Here is a 20110-nt window from a genome sequence, read left to right as displayed (position 1 = left end):
CCGAACCGGCGGGGGTGGGGTTTTCCCCCGTACAAGACGGGGCTCGGCACCAGCGCGCCGGACCCCTCTCCGGAGCCAGACTCAACGACGTACCAGTTCTCGATGCACGAGCGCTCGACGCACCAGTTCGCGACGTCGAGGCACGCGGCCTCGTGCGTCCATCCATAACCGACTTAGGAGTCATACCGTGACATCGGCTGTAACCATTCCCAGGCACGGGGGCACTGGAGGGCGTACGGCCGTTGCCGCGCGGGCGCGGCAGGTCGTCAAGGCGTACGGGTCGGGGGAGACCCGCGTCGTCGCCCTCGACCATGTCGACGTGGACATCGCCCGGGGGCAGTTCACCGCGATCATGGGCCCTTCGGGGTCCGGCAAGTCCACCTTGATGCACTGCCTCGCCGGGCTCGACACCGTCAGCAGCGGCCAGATCCATCTCGACGACACCGAGATCACCGGGCTGAAGGACAAGAAGCTCACGCAGCTGCGCCGGGACCGGATCGGCTTCATCTTCCAGGCGTTCAACCTGCTGCCGACCCTCAACGCCCTCGAGAACATCACGCTGCCCATGGACATCGCCGGGCGCAAGCCCGACCGGGCGTGGCTGGGGCGCGTCGTCGAGACCGTCGGGCTCTCGGACCGGCTCAAGCACCGGCCGACCCAGCTCTCCGGCGGTCAGCAGCAGCGTGTCGCCGTCGCCCGTGCCCTGGCCGCGCGGCCGGAGATCATCTTCGGTGACGAGCCGACCGGCAACCTGGACTCCCGGGCCGGCGCCGAAGTCCTCGGCTTCCTGCGCAAGTCCGTCGACGAGCTAGGGCAGACCATCGTGATGGTCACGCACGACCCCGTCGCCGCCTCGTACGCGGACCGGGTGCTGTACCTCGCCGACGGCCGCATCGTCGACGAGATGTACAGGCCGACCGCCGACGCCGTCCTGGACCGCATGAAGGACTTCGACGCCCGGGGGCGTACCTCATGACCGTCCTGAAGACCTCCCTGCGCAACTTCTTCGCGCACAAGGGACGCATGGCCCTGTCGGCCGTGGCCGTCCTGCTGTCGGTGGCCTTCGTCTCAGGGACGCTCGTCTTCACCGACACGATGAACACCACCTTCGACAAGCTCTTCGCCGTCACCTCCTCCGACGTCACCGTCAGCCCCAAGGACGCCAAGGACGAGGACGACGGCGGCGGTACGGGCCGGCCGACCTCGCTGCCCGCCTCGGCCGTCGAGCAGGTCGCGGCCGTGGACGGCGTGAAGAAGGCGGAGGGCGCGGTCGGCTCGACGAGCGTGACCGTCGTCAACTCCGAGAACAAGAACATGGGTTCCTCCACCGGCGCGCCCACCTTCGCCGGCAACTGGACCCAGGGCGACCTGAAGTCCATGGAGATCACCTCCGGGCACGCCCCGCGCGGGCCCACCGAGGTCATGGTCGACGCGGACACCGCCGACAAGCACGACCTGAAGCTCGGCGACGAGCTGCGCACCATCGCCGCCACCGGCGACATCCGCGCGCGGATCGTCGGCATCGCCTCCTGGAAGGTGACCAACCCGGGCGCGGCCGTCGTCTACTTCGACACCGCCACCGCCCAGCGCACCCTGCTCGGCGCCACCGGCCGGTTCACGCAGGTCTCCGTCACCGCGGCGGACGGCGTGAGCGACGCGCGGCTCAAGCAGGACATCGCGCAGGCCATGGACGGCGCGTACAAGATCCAGACGGCCAAGGAGACCGCCGACGAGAACCGCAAGGACGTCGGTGCGTTCATGAACGTCATCAAGTACGCCATGCTCGGCTTCGCCGGGATCGCCTTCCTGGTCGGCATCTTCCTGATCATCAACACCTTCTCCATGCTGGTCGCCCAGCGCACCCGCGAGATCGGCCTCATGCGGGCCATCGGCTCCTCGCGCCGCCAGGTCAACCGGTCGGTGCTGGTGGAGGCGCTGCTGCTCGGCCTCGTGGGCTCGGTGCTGGGCGTCGGTGCCGGTGTCGGCATCGCGATCGGCCTGATGAAGCTCATGTCGATGGCCGGCATGAACCTCTCCACCGACGACCTGACGGTGAAGGTGACCACCCCGGTCATCGGCCTGATCCTGGGCGTCGTGGTGACGGTGCTCGCCGCCTACCTCCCGGCCCGCCGCGCCGGCAAGGTCTCCCCGATGGCCGCCCTGCGCGACGCCGGCACGCCGGCCGACGGCAAGGCCGGCTGGATACGCGGCCTGATCGGCCTGGTCCTGACGGGCGCGGGTGCCTGTGCCCTGTACGCCGCCGGCACCGCCGACAAGGCGAGCGACGGTGCGCTGATGCTGGGCGGCGGCGTGGTGCTGACCCTGATCGGCTTCGTGGTGATCGGCCCGCTGCTCGCGGGCGGAGTGGTCCGGGTGATCAGCGCGGTCCTGCTGCGGGCCTTCGGACCCGTCGGCCGCATGGCCGAGCGCAACGCCCTGCGCAACCCGCGCCGTACCGGTGCCACGGGCGCCGCCCTGATGATCGGCCTCGCGCTGGTGGCCTGTCTGTCGGTGGTCGGCTCCTCGATGGTCGCCTCGGCGACGAGCGAGCTCGACAAGTCGGTCGGCGCGGACTTCATCGTCGTGGCCCAGCAGCAGGACATCGTCGCCAAGGCCGAGCACGCGATGCAGCAGACGCCGCACCTGGAGCACGTCACCCGCTCCAAGGAGGTCCGCGCCACGCTGACCTCGCCGGACGGCAAGACCGATGACACCGGGCTCACGGCCGCCGACCCGACGTACGCCGAGGACCTTCGCCGTACGACGACGGAGGGCACCCTCTCCGCCGCCTACGGCAAGGACGCCATGTCGGTCGGCTCCGAGTACGCCACGAAGCACGGGGTGCACGTCGGCGACAGCCTCACCGTCGCCTTCAAGGGCGGTGAGACGGCGAAGCTGAAGGTCGCGGCCATCACGGACGACGACACCTCCTTCGACCAGGGCGCGCGCTACATCAGCATCGAGACGCTGCAGAAGTACCTCCCCGCCGACCGGATCCCGCAGAGCCAGATGCTGCTCGGCAAGGCGAAGGACGGCCAGGAGAAGGCGGCGTACGCGGCCCTGAAGAAGTCGCTGCACGACTACCCGCAGTACCCCGTCCGCGACCAGACCGACTACAAGCAGGAGCTCAAGGACCAGATGGGCCAGCTCCTGAACATGGTCTACGGCCTTCTCGCCCTCGCGATCATCGTGGCGGTCCTCGGTGTGGTGAACACCCTGGCCCTGTCGGTGGTGGAACGCACCCGCGAGATCGGCCTGATGCGCGCCATCGGCCTCTCCCGCCGCCAGCTGCGCCGCATGATCCGCATGGAGTCGGTGGTGATCGCCCTGTTCGGCGCCCTGCTGGGCCTCGGACTCGGCATGGGCTGGGGCGCGACGGCCCAGAAGCTGCTGGCTCTGGAGGGCCTGAACGTCCTCGACATCCCGTGGCCGACGATCATCGGGGTCTTCATCGGCTCGGCCTTCGTGGGCCTGTTCGCGGCACTGGTGCCGGCGTTCAGGGCGGGCCGGATGAACGTACTGAACGCGATCGCGACCGAATAGCCACCGCACACGGGGGTTGCGGGGGACGGGCCCGGTCCGGAGGTTTCGCCCTCCGGACCGGGCCTTTCGTCATCGCCCGCTCTGCCCCGGTCCGGTCCGCCGCTCCAGCAGTACGACCCCGTAGGCGGTGCCCTTGACGGTGTACCGGGCGTCGGGGTGAAGGGACTCGGCGTAGGCCTCGACGTCGCGATAGCGCTTGCGGGAGTTGTCGAGGGCGATGAAGTCGGGGTTGATGCCGCGCGTGGTGCTCACCCAGAAGACCCGGCAGCGCGAGGTGAGCCGGCTGATCGGAGCGATGTTCGCCTCGACGGAGGCGTTGTCGGGCACTTGGGCGAGGAGCCGCTCGATGGCCGTCACGCGCGCGGGCTTGCGATAGATCTCGCTCTCGGTCAGCGCGGCGAGCGGCAGTGAGGTGGTCAGCGCCAGCGAGGCGGCCGCGACGGCGGCGGGCAGGTGATGGACGTACGACCGCAGCCACGCGCGTGTGCTGTGCCGGGCGGTGTCGAGGGCGTCGACGAGGGCGAGGACGACGATGGGCATCAGGACGGCGTTGTAGTGCCAGTCCGTCCCCCAGTACTGCGGGTAGGAGGAGACGAAACGCCAGCCGATGGTGGGCAGGGCGACGAGCAGGACGGGGGACCGCAGGGCGAGCAGTCCGGTGGTGGGGACGAGGAGCCAGCAGAGCGTACGGAATTTGGTGTCGAGGCCGTCGAAGGGCCCGCCACCGCCCGACGACTCGCTCACCTTGTTCCAGTAGTCGTAGCTGCCGGCGCTGTTGAAGCTCGGTATGACCACCAGGAGGGTGGCCGCGACGGCCACCACGCCGAAGACGGCGACGCCGAGCGCGTACCGGGACGCGCGCGGCGCGCCTTGGCGGGCCCGCCAGGCGACGACCAGGGCGATGGCCGTGAGGGTGAACCCCAGATCCTCCTTCACCAGGACGAGCGGAATCGCCCAGAGCAGAGCGGCCCGCGGGCGCCGCGCGAGCAGTGCCTCAAGGCTGAAGGCGATGAGGGGTACGGCGAAGCAGATCTCGTGGAAGTCGAAGTCGACGGCCTGCTGGAGCCCCCACGACAGCCCGTACGCCACCCCGATCGCCAGCCCACCCCACCGCCCGAGCAGCCGGGCCGCGGCGCGGGTGACGGGGACGGCGGACAGGGCGAACAGCGCGGCCTGCGCGACGAGCAGGGTGACCGGGGAGGGAAACACCCGGTAGAGCGGCGCGAGCAGGGCCGTCACCGGGCTGAAGTGATCGCCCAGGATGTTGAACCCGGGCCCCTTGAGGTCGGCGACCGGAGCCTGAAGATGCGCGTACGACCGGATGACCTGCTCGAAGATCCCGAGATCCCACGACCGCTGCCCCAGATGCCGGTAACGGCCGACGGAGACGATCGCGTAGCCCACGAAGAGCGCGGCGGCGAGCAGCCAGGGTTCACGCCGGGCGGGGCCGGGCCGCGCCTGCCCGTCAGGGGGCGTGGCCGGCGCCGGTATGTGGGGGTCCGAGGACGCGTTCGGCGTCGCGGAGGTGGCGGGGGTGGGCATGGGGGGACCTTACGCGGTACGGGGTCGGGGGCCTTTGCCCACCCGTACTTCCCGGCGCCGGTCCGTATATCCAGCCCGTCCGGCGTTTGAGGACGAGGCCCGTTCAGGGCCGAAGCGGGGCCTGGGGCGGCAGCCGCAGCGGGGTCGAAGGGGCGCGGCCCCTTCACGACCACGTCAACGCCGGCCACCGGAGAACGGACGTTATCCACAGGCCCGGCACCCGCCCGCGCAGCGACGTACGCTGGAAGCCCCCGGCCCGTCACACGCGTCGGGCCCTTCGTGTTGCCCACCCCGGACGAAAGCGCCCCCGAATGAGCCTGCACGGTCTGCTCGACGCCGTAGTCAAGGACACCGCCCTCGCGGAAGCGATCACGGCGGCCGCAGACGGCAACCGCATGCACGTCGACCTGGTCGGCCCCCCGGCGGCCCGCCCGTTCGCGATCGCCGCCCTCGCCCGCGAGACCGACCGCCCGGTCCTCGCGGTGACGGCGACGGGCCGCGAGGCCGAGGACCTGGCGGCAGCCCTGCGCTCGCTCCTCCCCTCGGAGGGCGTCGCGGAGTACCCGTCCTGGGAGACCCTCCCGCACGAGCGCCTCAGCCCCCGCAGCGACACCGTGGGACGCCGCCTCGCGGTCCTCCGCCGCCTCGCCCACCCCCGCCCCGACGACCCCGAGACGGGCCCGGTCTCCGTCGTCGTGGCCCCCATCCGCTCGGTCCTCCAGCCGCAGGTCAAGGGCCTCGGCGACCTGGAGCCGGTGGCCCTGCGGACCGGACAGACCGCCGACCTCAACGCCATCGTGGAGTCCCTCGCCGCCGCCGCGTACGCGCGCGTGGAGCTCGTCGAGAAGCGCGGTGAGTTCGCCGTACGAGGCGGCATCCTCGACGTCTTCCCGCCCACCGAAGAGCACCCCCTGCGCATCGAGTTCTGGGGCGACGACGTGGAGGAGATCCGCTACTTCAAGGTCGCCGACCAGCGTTCCCTCGAAGTCGCCGGCCACGGCCTGTGGGCCCCTCCTTGCCGCGAACTCCTCCTCACCGACGACGTGCGCGCACGCGCGCGTGCCCTCGCCGAACAGCACCCCGAGCTCGGCGAACTGCTCGGCAAGATCGCCGAGGGCATCGCCGTCGAGGGCATGGAGTCCCTCGCCCCGGTCCTCGTCGACGACATGGAACTGCTGCTCGACGTCCTGCCCAAGGGCGCCATGGCCGTCGTGTGCGACCCGGAACGGGTACGCACGCGTGCCGCCGACCTCGTGGCGACCTCGCAGGAGTTCCTGCAGGCGTCCTGGGCCGCCACGGCCGGCGGCGGCGAGGCGCCCATCGACGTCGGCGCGGCGTCCTTGTGGTCCATCGCGGACGTCCGGGACCGCGCCCGCGAGCTGGACATGATGTGGTGGTCGGTCTCGCCCTTCGCGGCCGATGAGACCCTCGACGCCGACACCCTCAAGCTCGGCATGCACGCCCCCGAGTCGTACCGCGGCGACACCGCCAAGGCCCTCGCCGACACCAAGGGCTGGCTCGCCGACGGCTGGCGCACGGTCTTCGTGACCGAGGCCCACGGCCCGGCCGCGCGCACGGTCGAGGTGCTCGGCGGCGAGGGCGTGGCGGCCCGCCTGGAGACCGACCTGGGGGAGATCTCCCCCTCGATCGTCCATGTCGCCTGCGGCTCGATCGAATACGGCTTCGTCGACCCCGCGCTCCGGCTGGCGGTCCTGACCGAGACCGACCTGACCGGGCAGAAGGCGGCCGGCAAGGACGGCGCCCGCATGCCCGCCCGCCGCCGCAAGACCATCGACCCGCTCACCCTGGAGACGGGCGACTACATCGTCCACGAGCAGCACGGCGTCGGCCGCTACATCGAGATGGTGCAGCGCACCGTCCAGGGCGCCACGCGCGAGTACCTCGTCGTCGAGTACGCCCCCGCCAAGCGCGGCCAGCCCGGCGACCGGCTGTACATCCCCACCGACCAGCTGGAGCAGATCACCAAGTACGTCGGTGGCGAGGCCCCCACCCTGCACCGCCTGGGCGGCGCCGACTGGACGAAGACCAAGGCGCGCGCGAAGAAGGCCGTCAAGGAGATCGCGGCCGACCTGATCAAGCTGTACAGCGCCCGCATGGCGGCCCCGGGGCACACCTTCGGCCCGGACACGCCCTGGCAGCGCGAGCTGGAGGACGCCTTCCCGTACGCGGAGACCCCCGACCAGCTGACGACCATCGCCGAGGTCAAGGAGGACATGGAGAAGTCGGTCCCGATGGACCGCCTGATCTGCGGCGACGTCGGCTACGGCAAGACGGAGATCGCGGTCCGGGCCGCCTTCAAGGCGGTCCAGGACGGCAAGCAGGTGGCGGTGCTGGTGCCGACGACCCTGCTGGTGCAGCAGCACTTCGGGACGTTCTCCGAGCGCTACTCGCAGTTCCCGGTGAACACCCGGGCCCTGTCCCGCTTCCAGACCGACACCCAGGCGAAGGCCGTCCTGGAGGGCCTGAAGGACGGCTCGGTGGACATCGTCATCGGCACCCACCGGCTGTTCTCGTCGGAGACCAAGTTCAAGGACCTGGGCCTGGTCATCGTCGACGAGGAACAGCGCTTCGGCGTCGAGCACAAGGAGCAGCTGAAGAAGCTGCGCGCGAACGTCGACGTCCTGACGATGTCGGCGACCCCGATCCCGAGGACCTTGGAGATGGCGGTCACGGGCATCAGGGAGATGTCGACGATCACGACACCCCCCGAGGAGCGCCACCCGGTCCTGACCTTCGTCGGGCCGTACGAGGAGAAGCAGATCGGCGCCGCGATCCGCCGTGAACTGCTGCGCGAGGGCCAGGTCTTCTACATCCACAACCGGGTCGAGTCGATCGACCGGGCGGCCGCGCGGCTGCGCGAGATCGTCCCCGAGGCGCGTATCGCGACGGCGCACGGCCAGATGTCGGAGCAGGCGCTGGAGCAGGTCGTCGTCGACTTCTGGGAGAAGAAGTTCGACGTGCTCGTCTCGACGACGATCGTCGAGTCCGGCATCGACATCTCCAACGCCAACACCCTGATCGTGGAGCGCGGCGACAACTTCGGTCTGTCCCAGCTGCACCAGCTGCGCGGCCGGGTCGGGCGCGGCAGGGAGCGCGGCTACGCCTACTTCCTCTACCCCCCGGAGAAGCCCCTCACGGAGACGGCCCACGAGCGCCTGGCGACCATCGCCCAGCACACGGAGATGGGCGCGGGCATGTATGTCGCGATGAAGGACCTGGAGATCCGAGGCGCCGGCAATCTGCTGGGCGGCGAGCAGTCCGGCCACATCGCGGGCGTCGGCTTCGACCTGTACGTCCGTATGGTCGGCGAGGCGGTCGCGGACTACCGGGCGTCCCTGGAGGGCGGCGTCGAGGAGGAGCCGCCGCTCGAGGTCAAGATCGAGCTCCCGGTCGACGCGCACGTTCCGCACGACTACGCGCCGGGCGAGCGGCTCCGCCTCCAGGCCTACCGCTCCATCGCCTCCGCCAACACGGAGGAGGACGTCAAGGCCGTACGCGAGGAACTCGTCGACCGCTACGGCAAGTTGCCGGAACCGGTCGAGAACCTCCTGCTGGTGGCGGGCCTGCGCATGCTGGCACGCGCGTGTGGCGTCGGCGAGATCGTCTTGCAGGGCAACAACATCCGCTTCGCGCCGGTGGAGTTGCGCGAGTCCCAGGAGCTCAGGGTCAAGCGCCTGTACCCGGGCACCGTCATCAAGCCGGCCGTGCACCAGGTGCTGGTGCCGCGTCCGAAGACGGCGAAGGTGGGCGGGAAGCCGCTCGTCGGGCGGGAGTTGCTCGGGTGGGTCGGGGAGTTCCTGGCGTCGATTCTGGGCTCGTGAGCAGTCCGTGTGCGGCACGGCGCCTGGAGCCGGTGCCGCACACGTGACCGCTGCGGCTCAGGCTCAGCCCACCGGCCGTACGCGCCCGCCTCTCGCCTCCGCCAGGGCTGCCGCCAGCCGGTCCCGCACGGCGATCTGCGCCGCGATGCGCTCGTTCATCAAGGCGAGGCGGTCGAGGGCGACGCGGAGGACCTTGTCGGAGGCGGGGCCCTCGGTCACGTCGCCGTCCAGGCACGGCAGGAAGACGCGGACGTCGTCCAGCGTCAGCCCCGCGTCCACGAGATGCCGGATGTTGCGGACACGGACGGCGACGGCGGCGTCGTAGAGCCGATAGTCGTTCGCCGCCCGCTCCGAGGTGATGAGGCCGGCCTGCTCGTAGTGCCGCAGGGCGCGTGGCGTCGTGCCGGTCGCGTCGGCGAGCTCGCCGATCCGCAGACGGGGCTGTCCCGAAGGCTGCCGCAGAGGTTGTCCCATGCGGCGAGTCTCAGGCGACGACGGCACCGCCGTCCACCGGGAGGATCACGCCGGTGACGAACGACGCCTCGGGTGAGGCGAGTCGGGTGATCGCCCAGGCGACCTCCTCGGGTCGGCCGACCCGGCCCAGCGGGGTGTGCGCCAGCTGCCACTGCCGGATCGCGGCCCGTTGCCCGGCCGTGTAGCCCGCGTGATCGCCGATCGGTGTCTCGATCGCACCGGGGGCGACGGCGACGACCCGGATCCCGTGTGGGGCCAGCTCCACCGCCCAGCTTCGGGTGAGCACTTCGAGGGCGGCCTTCCCCGCCGCGTACAGGGAGTTGCCGGGCCAGCCGCGCTGGGCGACGGACGTCGTCACGTTCACGATGACGCCACGGCTGTCCTCCAGCGCCGGGAGCGCGGCCTGGGTGAGCAGGACCGGGGCGAGGAGGTTCGTCGCGAGCTGGGGTTCGACCGAGACGCGGGTGTAAGTACGCAGGGACTCGGTGTTGACGACGGCGGCGTTGTTGACCAGCACGTCGATGCTGCCGTACCGCTCCAGCGCCGTACGGACGACGGTCTCGGGGCCGACGTCGGCGGTGATGTCGACGGCGAGCGGCGTGATGCGGTCCGGGGCAGGGGCGGCGGTCTCGGCGAGGGGCGCGGCACGCCGGCCGACGGCGAGGACGTTCGCCCCTGCTTCGGTGGCGAAGGCGCGGGCTGTGGCGCGGCCGATACCGGTGCCGGCGCCGGTGACGATGACGGTGCGGGGTTCTACGGCGTTCATGGATACGACGTTCGAACCCTGCCGCCGGTGTCAAGGTCAAGTCGTCAGGCGCGAGGCGCCTCCTGGTCGACGTGCACCCCGGTGTTCTGGCAGGCGTGCAACAGCCACCTTCCGTCGTCCTGCTTGGTCATGACGTAGAGCGGTGCGCCCTCGGTGTCGCCGCCCGGCGAGTGGTAGACCTGCCGGACCTTGACGGCCGCCACGTCGGGCCGCAGGAACTGTGTGTGCACCACCTCGTAGGTGACCTCGCCGTCGAAGACGGCGGTGGGCAGGGCGGCGCGGGTGAACTCGGCGATGGCGTCGAAGCCGATGAGGACCTTGCCGTGGCCGGTCGTCCAGAGGGCGTCGGGGTGGAAGAGGGCGAGGAAGCCCTCGGGGTCCTTGGCCCGCTGAGTGCGTTCGACGGTGGCCACGACCTGTGCGATGGCCCTGAGGTCCGCGTCGTCGCCGGGCTTGTTGCGTGTGGCGACGCCGGGCTTGTCGCCCGTGATGTCGACGGCCTCGTTGTCTGCGGTGGCGGCGGCTTCGTTGTCTGCAGTGCCGGCGGCTTCGTTGGCTGCGGTTTCGGTGGTCATGCGGATCACTCTGGGACCTCAAGTGGACTTGAGGTCAAGCCTTGTCTTCCCGGGGCTCGCTCCGGAAGAGCGTCGCCGCCAGGGTCCGGAACACCTCCTCGGGGTCCTTGTCGCCGATCGGTCCGTCCAGGTTGTGGCCGAGGAGCAGCGTGGCGAAGCCGTGGGCCAGGGACCAGGCGGCGACGCCGGCCAGGCGGCTGTCGATGCCGAGGCTCTCGGGTCCTACGGCGGAGACGGCACCGCGTAGTGCGTCGCCGGCGAGGGTGCGGGCCGTGGACAGTTCTAGGTCGTCGGCGCGCAGCAGCCCGGGTGCGAACATCACCTGGAAATGGGCCGGGTGCTCGCGTGCGAAGCGGACGTAGCGAACGCCCGCGTCCTTGAGGTCCCCGGCCTCGTGGAGCGTGCCCGCGAGCAGGCCGAAGCCCTCGGCGGCGATCGCCGTGAGCAGTCCGGTGCGGTCCTTGAAGTGATGGGCCGGTGCCGCATGCGAGACACCGGCGCGGCGGGCGAGGTCACGCAGGCTCAGCGCGGAGGGGCCGTCGGTGGCGATGACGTCCAGCGCCGCGGTGAGGATGGCGCGACGCAGGTCGCCGTGGTGGTAGGGGCGGCGGGCGGACGGCTGCCGGGGAGTCGAGGGCTTCTGCTGGGCGGGCGGTTGTTGTGCGGAGGCCATGGTCAGCAGCGTACGCGCAATCTAGGCATTGACAAGTTTGGGAGGCGTCGGGCAATCTTGCCAGTGTCAAGTTGTGGAGCTCGGGATCCCGTGCCACGAACTGGGGGAGTCGCGTCATGGTGAAGCACGACAGCGGTCTGGAATCGGGTCGCGTACGTCAGCTCTGGCACCTGCTGGAGCCACTGCATGCGGTGCTGTACTACGCGCCGGAGGTCTTCGAGGAGGCGGCCGCGCTCGGTTACGTCACCGAAGAGCGCTGGCCGAGCTACTTCCCGTACCGTGCCGCGCCGTTGGGGGCGGTCGGTGCGGGGCAGGTCGCGTCCACCTTCTACAGCTTCAGCCCCCGTATGGTCGCCGAACACATCGAGCCCGCATGGAAGATCGCGAGCCCCGAGGCCCTGTTGCGGGCGAGGGTGTGGGGGGTGGACCGGGCCTACCGCGCGATATTCGGCGACCGGACGGAGAGTCCCGAGCTGGCGGCAGCCGCGGCACTCGCTCGCCGCGCCGCCGAGGCGGCCGACGTCGCGGGCCGCCCGCTCGCCGCGGCCAACGCCGCCCTGGACTGGCCCGAGACCCCGCACCTCCAGCTCTGGCACGCGGCGACAGTGCTGCGCGAACACCGCGGCGACGGCCACATAGCGGCCCTGCTGGTGGCCGGCCTCGACCCCGTCGAGTCGCTCGTGTCCTTCGCCGCGACAGGCGCCGCATCCGTCGAACGCTTCGAGAGCCGAGGTTGGAGCCCCGACGAATGGGCGGCCGCCCGCGACCGCCTGACCGCCCGAGGCCTGACCGACGCCGACGGCATGGCCACGGACGCCGGGCGTGAACTGCGCCGCACCGTAGAGGGGCACACCGACCGACTCGCCGCAGCGCCCTGGCAGGCCCTGACGATTGAGGAGATCGACCAACTCGTGGAACTGCTCGGCGAGTTCTGGGTGGCGGTACTGTCCTCCGGCCTGCTGCCTTCGGAGACGACGTTGGGGATCGGGAAGGTCTGAGGGAGGCATGGCCGATTGTCGGCCGGTAGCCGGTAGCCGGTAGCCGGTAGCCGGTAGCCAGCAGCCAGGGGCTAGCCGGTAACCGGTAGCGCGTAGCGGTTAGTTGCCGGTCGGTATCCGGCATCGGCATCCGGCAGCGCGAAGCCGCCCGCGGGAGGTGGTCTCCGTGGACGGCCCCTGTGCTCGGGTCAGGTGTCCTCCGTGGGGCTCCGGGCCTACGGCTGATCGGGCCTGTCGCGGTCCATGCCGGGTTCGCGTTCCATCCGTTGCTGTGCGTCGTCGACCTGGCTCTCGTACTTGTTGCCCGTCTTCTCGTTGGCCTTCCGTTCCGCCGCGTCGGACATGTCCCTGGCCCTGTCCTGCGCGTGGCGGTTCTTGAACTTGTCGAAGATGCCCATCCAGAGCTCCTTCCGGAGGTGACTCACCACCGACGATACGCCCAGGTTGTGAGGTATGCGCGCTTGAGCCCGTTGTGGTCTGGACCTCTTGAATGCCGCGGTGCGCCGGGTCGCTACCGTGTGCCCGACGGTGTACCAGGGAAAGCCGCCTGTGCGGGGCGGAGCGGGCGACAGAAGGAGGGCGCATCGTGATGCGTCTGAGGGGCGGGGCGGCAAGCGCCGCGGCGATGCTCGGCATGGTGCTGGCACTGGCGGGGTGCGAGAACGTGGACCTACCCGTGGACAGCGAGCCCACCGGCTCCGTCCCGGGCACGGGTTCCGGCCGCGCCGTGAGCCCACTGGACAACCCCGACGGCACCAAGCCGGGGCTCGCGCCCCTCACCTCGGACGCCGACCGGGCCGAGGCACGGGCCCTCATCGGGAAGGTGGCGACGAAGGGCCGCGGCCCCAAGACGGGCTACGACCGCGACGAGTTCGGCTACGCCTGGATGGACTCGGCCCCGGGCGGCATCCCGTTCGCGCGCAACGGCTGCGACACCCGCAACGACCTCCTCCAGCGCGATGGCGAGGACGTCCGCTTCCGCTCCGGCTCGGACTGCGTCGTGACCTCCATGACCCTGCACGACCCGTACACGGGCCGGACGATCGACTGGGCCAAGTCCCGCGCGACGACCGTACAGATCGACCACGTCATGCCGCTGTCGTACGACTGGCAGATGGGCGCCTCCCGCTGGCCGAAGGGCAAACGCGAGGACATCGCCAACGACCCCCTCAACCTCATACCGGTCGACGGCCCCACCAACGGTTCCAAGGGCGACTCCGGCCCCGCGTCCTGGCTGCCGCCTGACAAGCAGATCCGCTGCTCGTACGCGGTGCGCTTCGCCCAGGTGTCCCTGAAGTACGAACTTCCGGTGACCACCGCCGACAAGGAGATGATGCTGGGCCAGTGCGGGGGATGACCCGGTACGCGGCGGAGAGCCCAGTCGGTGGGCGCGCCGTGCCTGGTGGTGGGTCGAAAACGGCTTTCCGGTGCGGCCGCCCCGCTCATACGCTGGCGAGCATGGAGCTGAAGGTATCGAGCCTCGCCGAACGCCCCGAGATGCTCGAGCGGGTCGTCGGCATGGCGGACACCTGGCCGGAGTTCACTGTCCAGGACCTCGTGGGCAACGCCCACTACGGCCGGATCCCGCGCGAACTCCCGGAGTACGTGCTGTTCGCCGAGGACGAGCGGGGCGAGGTCGTCGCCCACGCCTACAGCGTGCCCTTCTCCCTCGCCGCCGAGGGCCGCGGCCGGCTGCCCGCCCGAGGCTGGGACGAGGTACTGGTGTGGGCCTTCGCCGACCTGCGCCGCGGCGTCCGTCCCGACACGGTCAGCGCCATCTCCGTCGTCATCGCCCCGCACGCCCAGGCCGGCGGGCTGTCCGCCCTGATGCTCTCCGCGATGCGCGACAACGCCCGATCCCACGGCTTCCACGAGGTCGTCGCCCCCGTCCGCCCCAACGCCAAGCACTTCGAACCACGCACCCCCATTGAGGAGTACGCCCGTCGCGTACGCCCCGACGGCCTGCCCCACGACCCGTGGCTGCGCGTCCACGCCCGCGCCGGCGCCACCATCGACTCCATCGCCCCGGCCTCCATGACCACCGCCGGCTCGCTGGAGCAGTGGCGCCGCTGGACCGGCCTGCCCTTCGACACCGCGGGCGACATCGAGGTGCCCGGCGCGCTGGTGCCGGTGCGGTGCGAGCCGGAGCGGGACTACGCGGTGTATGTCGAGCCCAACGTGTGGATGCGGCACCCGCTGTGAGACCGCTTCCGCGGGATGCCGGGTGATCACCCACCCCGCCGGCGCTGCCGCACGGGTGAGCTCGAACGCGGGCTCTCCGCCCAGCTCTTGCGCAGGCGGCGCCGGAATTCCCGGTACGACTCCGTGGACCTGGGGCGCCGGCTCCAGCTGCCGCTTCCGCGGCACGTACGACGGCTTGACGAACGAGTCGGTCGCGTCGACTGATTCGGAGGCCCAGCCTCCGTGCGACCTGCGGCGTCGTGCGAAGTGATCAGCATGACAACGGTTCGGTACAACCGGTGACCGTATGTCGGTGTCGACCTATACGCTCGAAGCGACAATCGCACGACCGAGGTTGCCCCGCACCGGGCAGGGGGCGGTCGACGCCGTACGCCCACTTCAGGCATCAGGAGCAGTCATGCAAGGCCACGGCTACACGCAGCCGGTGAAGCAGCAGCCGCCCACCGGGGTGCTGGTCTTCCTGCGCGTGTTGTTCGTCGTGATCTCGGTGTGCAGCTTCGGCCTGCTGATGTGGACGATGATGCTGCGCCTGGCCATCGTGACCCGCAAGGCCCTCGACTGGTGCCTGTTCGCGGCGTCGATCGTGGTGGAGTTCCTCGGCTTCTACCTGATGGGTTCCGAGCCCGGCGAGGAGATCCACACCCCGGGCGGCTGGACGGGCCTCGCCCTCGTCCTGGGCGGCCTCGTGGCCTCGATCTCCTACTACCTCTCCGCGGAGATACGCCACTTCCACCAGCTCCGCTTCCCCGGCTACCCCGCCCAGCAGCCCCCGGCCCCGGCCTACGGTTACCCGCAGCCCCAGTCGCCGTACACCGCCACGACCGTGCCGCAGGCGCCGCCGATACCCCACACACCGATACCTCGGCCGCCGACAGCGCCGACACCGACGCCGACACCCCGCGACGCCGCCCCCCACACCCCCGTACCGCCGCCCCCGGCCACGCGCCCCGCGCCCGCCCGCATCGACCAGGTGCGTGCCGAGCTCGACGAGCTCAGTGACTACCTGCGCCAGCACGACGGCCGACAGGACGGCAACCACGAGGGCGGAAGGTGAGCGTGGCGACAGGACGTGTCGTCGCAGGCCGCTATGAACTGTCCACGCTCATCGGACAGGGCGGCATGGGACAGGTCTGGACGGCGTACGACAAACGGCTCGACCGGCGCGTGGCGGTGAAGCTGCTGCGCCCCGACAAGGTGGCCGGGCAGGAGGCGGACGAGTTGCGCCGCCGGTTCGTGCGCGAGTGCCGGGTGACCGCGCAGGTCGACCACCCCGGGCTCGTCACGGTGCACGACGCGGGCAGCGAGGGCGAGGAGCTGTTCCTCGTCATGCAGTACGTCGACGGCGCCGACCTCTCCGACCACCTCGCCGAGCACAACCCGTACCCCTGGCAGTGGGCGGTCGCGGTCGCCGCGCAACTGTGCGCCGTACTGAGCGCCGTGCACGCCGTGCCGATCGTCCACCGTGACCTCAAGCCGCGCAACGTGATGGTGAAGCAGGACGGCACGGTCACCGTCCTCGACCTCGGCGTCGCCTCCGTCATGGACGCCGACACCACCCGCCTCACCCACACCGGCACCCCCATCGGCTCACCCGCCTACATGGCCCCCGAGCAGGCGATGGGCGGCGCGGTCGGCCCGTACACCGACCTGTACGCACTCGGCGTACTCCTCCATGAACTCCTCAGCGGCGACGTGCCGTTCTCCGGCTCGACGGCGCTCGGCGTGCTGCACCGGCACCTGTACGAGCCGCCGCTGCCCGTGCGGCGTATCCGCCCCGAGGTCCCCGAGGCACTCGAAGCCCTGGTCCTGCGCCTGCTCGCCAAGGACCCGCAGCACCGCCCCGCCTCCGCGCAGGAGGTGTACGAGGACCTGGAGCCGCTCCTGCCCGCGCGCGGGACGCCCACCGGCTCGCCTCTGGACCCCACTCGCCCCTTCCTGCGCCCGCACGCCCCCTGGCCGGACCGCGCCCGCACCCCCGCGCCCCAGCCCGCCCCCGTCACACCGGCCGCGCCCGCCACCGGGAAACCGGACGTCGCGCGCGCCGTCGACGAGGTCAAGCGCCTCCTCGGCGAGGGCCGTATCACCCAGGCCGTCGACATCCTCGGCGCGATCCTGCCCGCAGCCGCCGAACAGCACGGCGAGCACTCCCCGGTGGTCCGCACCCTGCGCAAGCAGTACGCGGCCACCCTCATGGACGACGGCCAGTACCGGCGCGCGCTGCCCGAACTGCGCCGCCTCGCCGACGAACGCGCCGCCGAGGCCGGCCAGGCCGACCCGCAGTCCCTGCGCTTCCGCTACGACGTGGCCCACTGCCTGGAACAGCTCGGCGAACCGGCGGCCGCCCTCGCCGAGTACCGCGCGCTGCTGCCGTACTACGAGAACCAGTACGTCTCCGGCGACCCCCAGCTCGCCCATGACGTGCGCCGCCGCATCGGCCACCTCCTGCTCGCCCTCGGCGACCGCCCCGCGGCCCACGACACCCTGGCCCGCCTGCTGCTCGACGTGGAGCGGCTGCACGGCCCCGGCCATCCGCTCGCGGGGGAAGTGCGGCGGACGCTGCAGTGGCTGGGGCAGGTGCGCGGCTAGTTTTTGCCGGGGGTTGAGGGATCCTTGTGCCACCCGCGGGGCGGTGTTTTCCGAACACAGGACGAACGCCGGTTACGTTGCGAGCCGTTTTCCTAGTCACGCGAAGTCATACGAAGTCATGCGAACCATGGGGTGGGGCCAGACATGTCGAGTCACCGTCAGTCGAAGAAGCGCAGATACGTCACCTGGGCGGTGGCCGGCGCAGCCGTCGTCGCCGGAGCCGGCATCGCCGCGCAGACCTCCATGGCCGCCACCACCTGGCCCGCGCAGCGGACGTACACCGGCCGCGCCTTCGACACCTGCGCCGCACCCTCCCTCTCCGCGATGAAGGCCTGGCGCACCAACGGCTTCTACGGCGCCGCCGCCGTCTACGTCGGCGGCAAGAACCGCGGCTGCTCCCAGCCCAACCTCACCGCCTCCTGGGTCAAGTCGGTCAGCTCGGTCGGCTGGAAGCTCATCCCGATCTACGTCGGCGCCCAGCCGCCCTGCCAGACCGGCTCCAGCCCCGAGAAGCTCACCGCCTCCACGGCCGCCTCCCTCGGCGCGAGCGACGCGGCCGACGCGGTCGCCAAGGCGTCGGCGCTCGGCATGAAGGCCGGCAGCCCGATCTACCTCGACATGGAGCCGTACGACATCACGAACAAGGCGTGCAACGACGCGGTCCTGACCTACGTCCGCGCCTTCGACAAGGGCCTGCGCGCCAAGATCTACCGGGCGGGCTACTACGGCTTCAGCAGCTCCAGTGCGAAGGCCATCGCGACCGCCACGGACAAGACCGACCTGCCGGGCAACCTCTGGTATGCGCTGTGGGACAAGCAGAACACCACGACCGCGGACTGGCCGTGGGGCGCCACCCAGTACACCGGTCACAGCCGCGGCCACCAGTACATGGTCAACAGCAAGGAGACGCGGAACGGCTACACGATCACCGTGGACCGCGACGCGTGGGACGCGCCGGTGGCCATCACGGGCTGAGCAGGCGGTGCGGGCCGAAGAGGGCCGAGTGGGCCGTGCGGGTCGTGCGGGGGAGGCGTCGGTGCCCGAAGTCCTGGTGAATCGTTGGTCGAATGGGTTGGCCAGAGCTTGCCGACTGCCTACCATCGATCACCGCAAGACTTTGTGCACCGTCGCACAATCTCCTCGGGAGGTTTCCTTGCACCGCCGTCGTCGCACCGCGCTCCTGCTCTCCGCCGTGATCGCCGCGGCGCCCTTGCTCACCGCCTGCGGAAGTGATGCGCATCCCGGCGCGGCGGCCGTCGTCGGCGGCCAGCGGATCACCGTCGCCCAGCTGGAGAACAGGGTGAGCGAGGTGCGCACGGCACAGCGCGCGGCCGTGTCGGACGACGCCCAGTACGCACAGATCATCGCCAAGTCGGGCACCCTCCCGCGCGACGTCCTGCACAACCTCGTCCTCGACCAGGTGCTGCACCGCGCCGCGCAGGACGCGGGCGTGACCGTCACCCGCAAGGAGCTCCAGAAGATGCGCTCCGAGCTGGAAGGGCAGGTCGGCGGTGCCAAGGCGCTGGAAACGGCGTGGCTCCAGCAGTACGGCATCGCCCCCGAGCGCCTCGACGAGAACCTCCGCCTCCAGCTCGAGGCCCAGAAACTCGCCGCCGCCCTCGGCACCGACACCGGCAAGCCGGCCTTCTGGAACGCCCTGGCCGAGGCGTCCAAGAAGCTCGACATCGACCTCAACCCGCGCTACGGCACCTGGGACGTCCAGAAGAGCAGCCGGGTCGACGCGAAGACGCCGTGGGTACGCGAGGTCACGGCGGCGGGGACGCCACAGACGGCGTAACGGTACGGCGGGGCCGCCCGCCCCCTGTGGACAACGGCGGGGCGCCGGCCTGTGGATAACTCAGGGGGTTGTGCGTGGCTTGGGTTACGTTCGGATCGTGAACGCAACCAGTCCCGAAGCCGCCCCCGGCCGCATCGTCCTGCTCACCACCAGCCACCGCGTCGCACCCGGCCTGCTGTCCTGGCCGGCGTGGCAGGCGCTGCACGGCGCCGACCGCGTGCTGTGCGCGGACGGCGCGCATCCGCAGCTGCCGTATCTGCGTGAGGCCCGGATAGCGGTCGACGAGGCCGCCCCGACCGCAGAGGAACTGATCGACGCGTGCTTCGGCGGCCGCACGGTCGTGGTCGTGGCCACGGGTGAGGGCGAGCCGGCCCTGACGGACGGCCTGGCCCGCCTGGCGGGCAGCGGCCGCATCCAGATGCCGGAGCTGGAGCTGCTCCCCGCCTCCTACGACCTCCCGGGCGCCCGCCTCCTCGACCTCGTCCAGGTCATGGACCGCATCCGCGCCCAGTGCCCGTGGTCCTCCCAGCAGACCCACAAGGGCCTGGCCAAGTACGGCATCGAGGAGGCGTACGAACTCGTCGAGGCGATCGAGGACGGTGACCGCGACGAGCTCCGCGAGGAGCTGGGCGACGTGCTGCTGCAGGTCGTCTTCCACGCGCGGATCGCCGAGGAGGACCCGGAGTCCCCCTTCTCCATCGACGACGTGGCCGGCGGCATCGTCACCAAGCTCATCCACCGCCACCCGCACGTCTTCGGCGACGAGACGGCGACGACGCCCGAGGAGGTCAAGGAGCACTGGCTGCGCACGAAGGCCGTCGAGAAGCAGCGTGAGTCGGTGACCGAGGGCATACCCCTGGGCCAGCCGGGCCTCGCCCTCGCGGCGAAGCTGGCGTCGCGGGTGCGTACGGCGGGGCTGGAGGTGCCGCTGCCGTCGGGGGAGGGCATCGGGTACGAGCTGCTCGCGATGGCGGTGCGGGCGGAGGCGGCCGGGGTGGATCCGGAGGCGGCCCTGCGGGTTGCCGCGCGGGCTTACCGGGATGCTGTGCGGGCTGCTGAGGGGGTGTCCTCTTAGTACCGTTGGCGCAACGGGTGGGTGCGAGGCGTGGGG

The 20110-nt window shown here is 71.0% G+C and carries 17 protein-coding genes; 11 read left to right on the top strand and 6 right to left on the bottom strand.

The window, feature by feature from the left end; translation table 11 throughout:
• Positions 1–187 precede the first annotated feature (187 nt).
• Both AB5J49_RS19590 and AB5J49_RS19585 read left to right on the top strand, forming a co-directional pair.
• Positions 188–976 carry an ABC transporter ATP-binding protein gene (locus AB5J49_RS19590; protein WP_369169913.1) on the top strand — a complete coding sequence of 263 codons (789 nt, stop codon included), beginning with the start codon at positions 188–190 and terminating at the stop codon, positions 974–976.
• Positions 973–3543 carry an ABC transporter permease gene (locus AB5J49_RS19585; RefSeq protein ID WP_369169912.1) on the top strand — a complete coding sequence of 857 codons (2571 nt, stop codon included), beginning with the start codon at positions 973–975 and terminating at the stop codon, positions 3541–3543. The genes AB5J49_RS19590 and AB5J49_RS19585 overlap by 4 nt, the downstream gene beginning before the upstream one ends.
• Positions 3544–3612: 69 nt before the next feature.
• Here the strand turns inward: AB5J49_RS19585 and AB5J49_RS19580 are convergent, their stop codons facing one another.
• Positions 3613–5085: a DUF2079 domain-containing protein gene (locus AB5J49_RS19580; RefSeq protein WP_369169911.1), complete on the bottom strand. Its 1473-nt coding sequence runs from the start codon at positions 5083–5085 to the stop codon at positions 3613–3615.
• Positions 5086–5396: 311 nt separating this feature from the next.
• Here AB5J49_RS19580 and mfd point away from each other — a divergent pair, with 311 nt between their 5' ends.
• Positions 5397–8927 carry a transcription-repair coupling factor gene (gene mfd / locus AB5J49_RS19575; RefSeq protein ID WP_369169910.1) on the top strand — a complete coding sequence of 1177 codons (3531 nt, stop codon included), beginning with the start codon at positions 5397–5399 and terminating at the stop codon, positions 8925–8927.
• Positions 8928–8990: 63 nt separating this feature from the next.
• Here the strand turns inward: mfd and AB5J49_RS19570 are convergent, their stop codons facing one another.
• From AB5J49_RS19570 to AB5J49_RS19555, 4 genes are read right to left on the bottom strand one after another with little or no spacing between them, the layout of a single operon-like run.
• Positions 8991–9362 carry a MerR family transcriptional regulator gene (locus AB5J49_RS19570; protein WP_369175200.1) on the bottom strand — a complete coding sequence of 124 codons (372 nt, stop codon included), beginning with the start codon at positions 9360–9362 and terminating at the stop codon, positions 8991–8993.
• A 49-nt stretch (positions 9363–9411) separates the two neighbouring features.
• Complete coding sequence (locus tag AB5J49_RS19565) at positions 9412–10167, bottom strand: SDR family NAD(P)-dependent oxidoreductase (RefSeq protein ID WP_369169909.1); 756 nt, start codon at positions 10165–10167, stop codon at positions 9412–9414.
• 44 nt (positions 10168–10211) lie between these two features.
• Positions 10212–10742, bottom strand: a complete 531-nt coding sequence (locus tag AB5J49_RS19560) for an SgcJ/EcaC family oxidoreductase (protein ID WP_369169908.1) — start codon at positions 10740–10742, stop codon at positions 10212–10214.
• A gap of 34 nt (positions 10743–10776) precedes the next feature.
• Entirely contained in the window at positions 10777–11415 is a 639-nt protein-coding gene (locus AB5J49_RS19555) for a TetR/AcrR family transcriptional regulator (RefSeq protein WP_369169907.1), read from the bottom strand.
• A 116-nt stretch (positions 11416–11531) separates the two neighbouring features.
• Here AB5J49_RS19555 and AB5J49_RS19550 point away from each other — a divergent pair, with 116 nt between their 5' ends.
• Positions 11532–12413, top strand: coding sequence for a hypothetical protein (locus AB5J49_RS19550; RefSeq protein ID WP_369169906.1), 882 nt, complete (start codon positions 11532–11534; stop codon positions 12411–12413).
• A 215-nt stretch (positions 12414–12628) separates the two neighbouring features.
• Here AB5J49_RS19550 and AB5J49_RS19545 read toward each other — a convergent pair whose 3' ends face one another.
• Positions 12629–12811, bottom strand: a complete 183-nt coding sequence (locus tag AB5J49_RS19545) for an Rv0909 family putative TA system antitoxin (protein ID WP_369169905.1) — start codon at positions 12809–12811, stop codon at positions 12629–12631.
• A gap of 191 nt (positions 12812–13002) precedes the next feature.
• On the opposite strand from AB5J49_RS19545, the gene AB5J49_RS19540 reads away from it, so the two are divergent.
• The 7 genes from AB5J49_RS19540 (at position 13003) to AB5J49_RS19510 (ending at position 20074) form a co-directional block, all read left to right on the top strand.
• Positions 13003–13770 (top strand): HNH endonuclease family protein, encoded by a 768-nt coding sequence (locus AB5J49_RS19540; protein ID WP_369175199.1) that lies wholly within the window; start codon positions 13003–13005, stop codon positions 13768–13770.
• Between the two features lie 101 nt (positions 13771–13871).
• Complete coding sequence (locus AB5J49_RS19535; RefSeq protein WP_369169904.1) at positions 13872–14615, top strand: N-acetyltransferase; 744 nt, start codon at positions 13872–13874, stop codon at positions 14613–14615.
• A 397-nt stretch (positions 14616–15012) separates the two neighbouring features.
• Entirely contained in the window at positions 15013–15669 is a 657-nt protein-coding gene (locus tag AB5J49_RS19530) for a hypothetical protein (protein ID WP_369169903.1), read from the top strand.
• Positions 15670–15707: 38 nt separating this feature from the next.
• Positions 15708–17201: a protein kinase gene (locus AB5J49_RS19525; protein WP_369175198.1), complete on the top strand. Its 1494-nt coding sequence runs from the start codon at positions 15708–15710 to the stop codon at positions 17199–17201.
• Between the two features lie 144 nt (positions 17202–17345).
• Entirely contained in the window at positions 17346–18176 is an 831-nt protein-coding gene (locus AB5J49_RS19520) for a glycoside hydrolase domain-containing protein (protein WP_369169902.1), read from the top strand.
• Between the two features lie 178 nt (positions 18177–18354).
• Positions 18355–18999 (top strand): SurA N-terminal domain-containing protein, encoded by a 645-nt coding sequence (locus AB5J49_RS19515; RefSeq protein ID WP_369169901.1) that lies wholly within the window; start codon positions 18355–18357, stop codon positions 18997–18999.
• A gap of 97 nt (positions 19000–19096) precedes the next feature.
• The gene (locus AB5J49_RS19510; RefSeq protein ID WP_369169900.1) at positions 19097–20074 is read left to right on the top strand and encodes a nucleoside triphosphate pyrophosphohydrolase; all 978 of its coding nucleotides are present in this window, start codon (positions 19097–19099) and stop codon (positions 20072–20074) included.
• Positions 20075–20110 lie beyond the last annotated feature (36 nt).

The organism is Streptomyces sp. R28, assembly GCF_041052385.1.
In the GTDB taxonomy this organism is placed as follows: domain Bacteria; phylum Actinomycetota; class Actinomycetes; order Streptomycetales; family Streptomycetaceae; genus Streptomyces.
The sequence above is the reverse complement of the archived record's forward strand: the minus strand, read 5'-3'. Positions and strand labels throughout refer to the sequence as shown.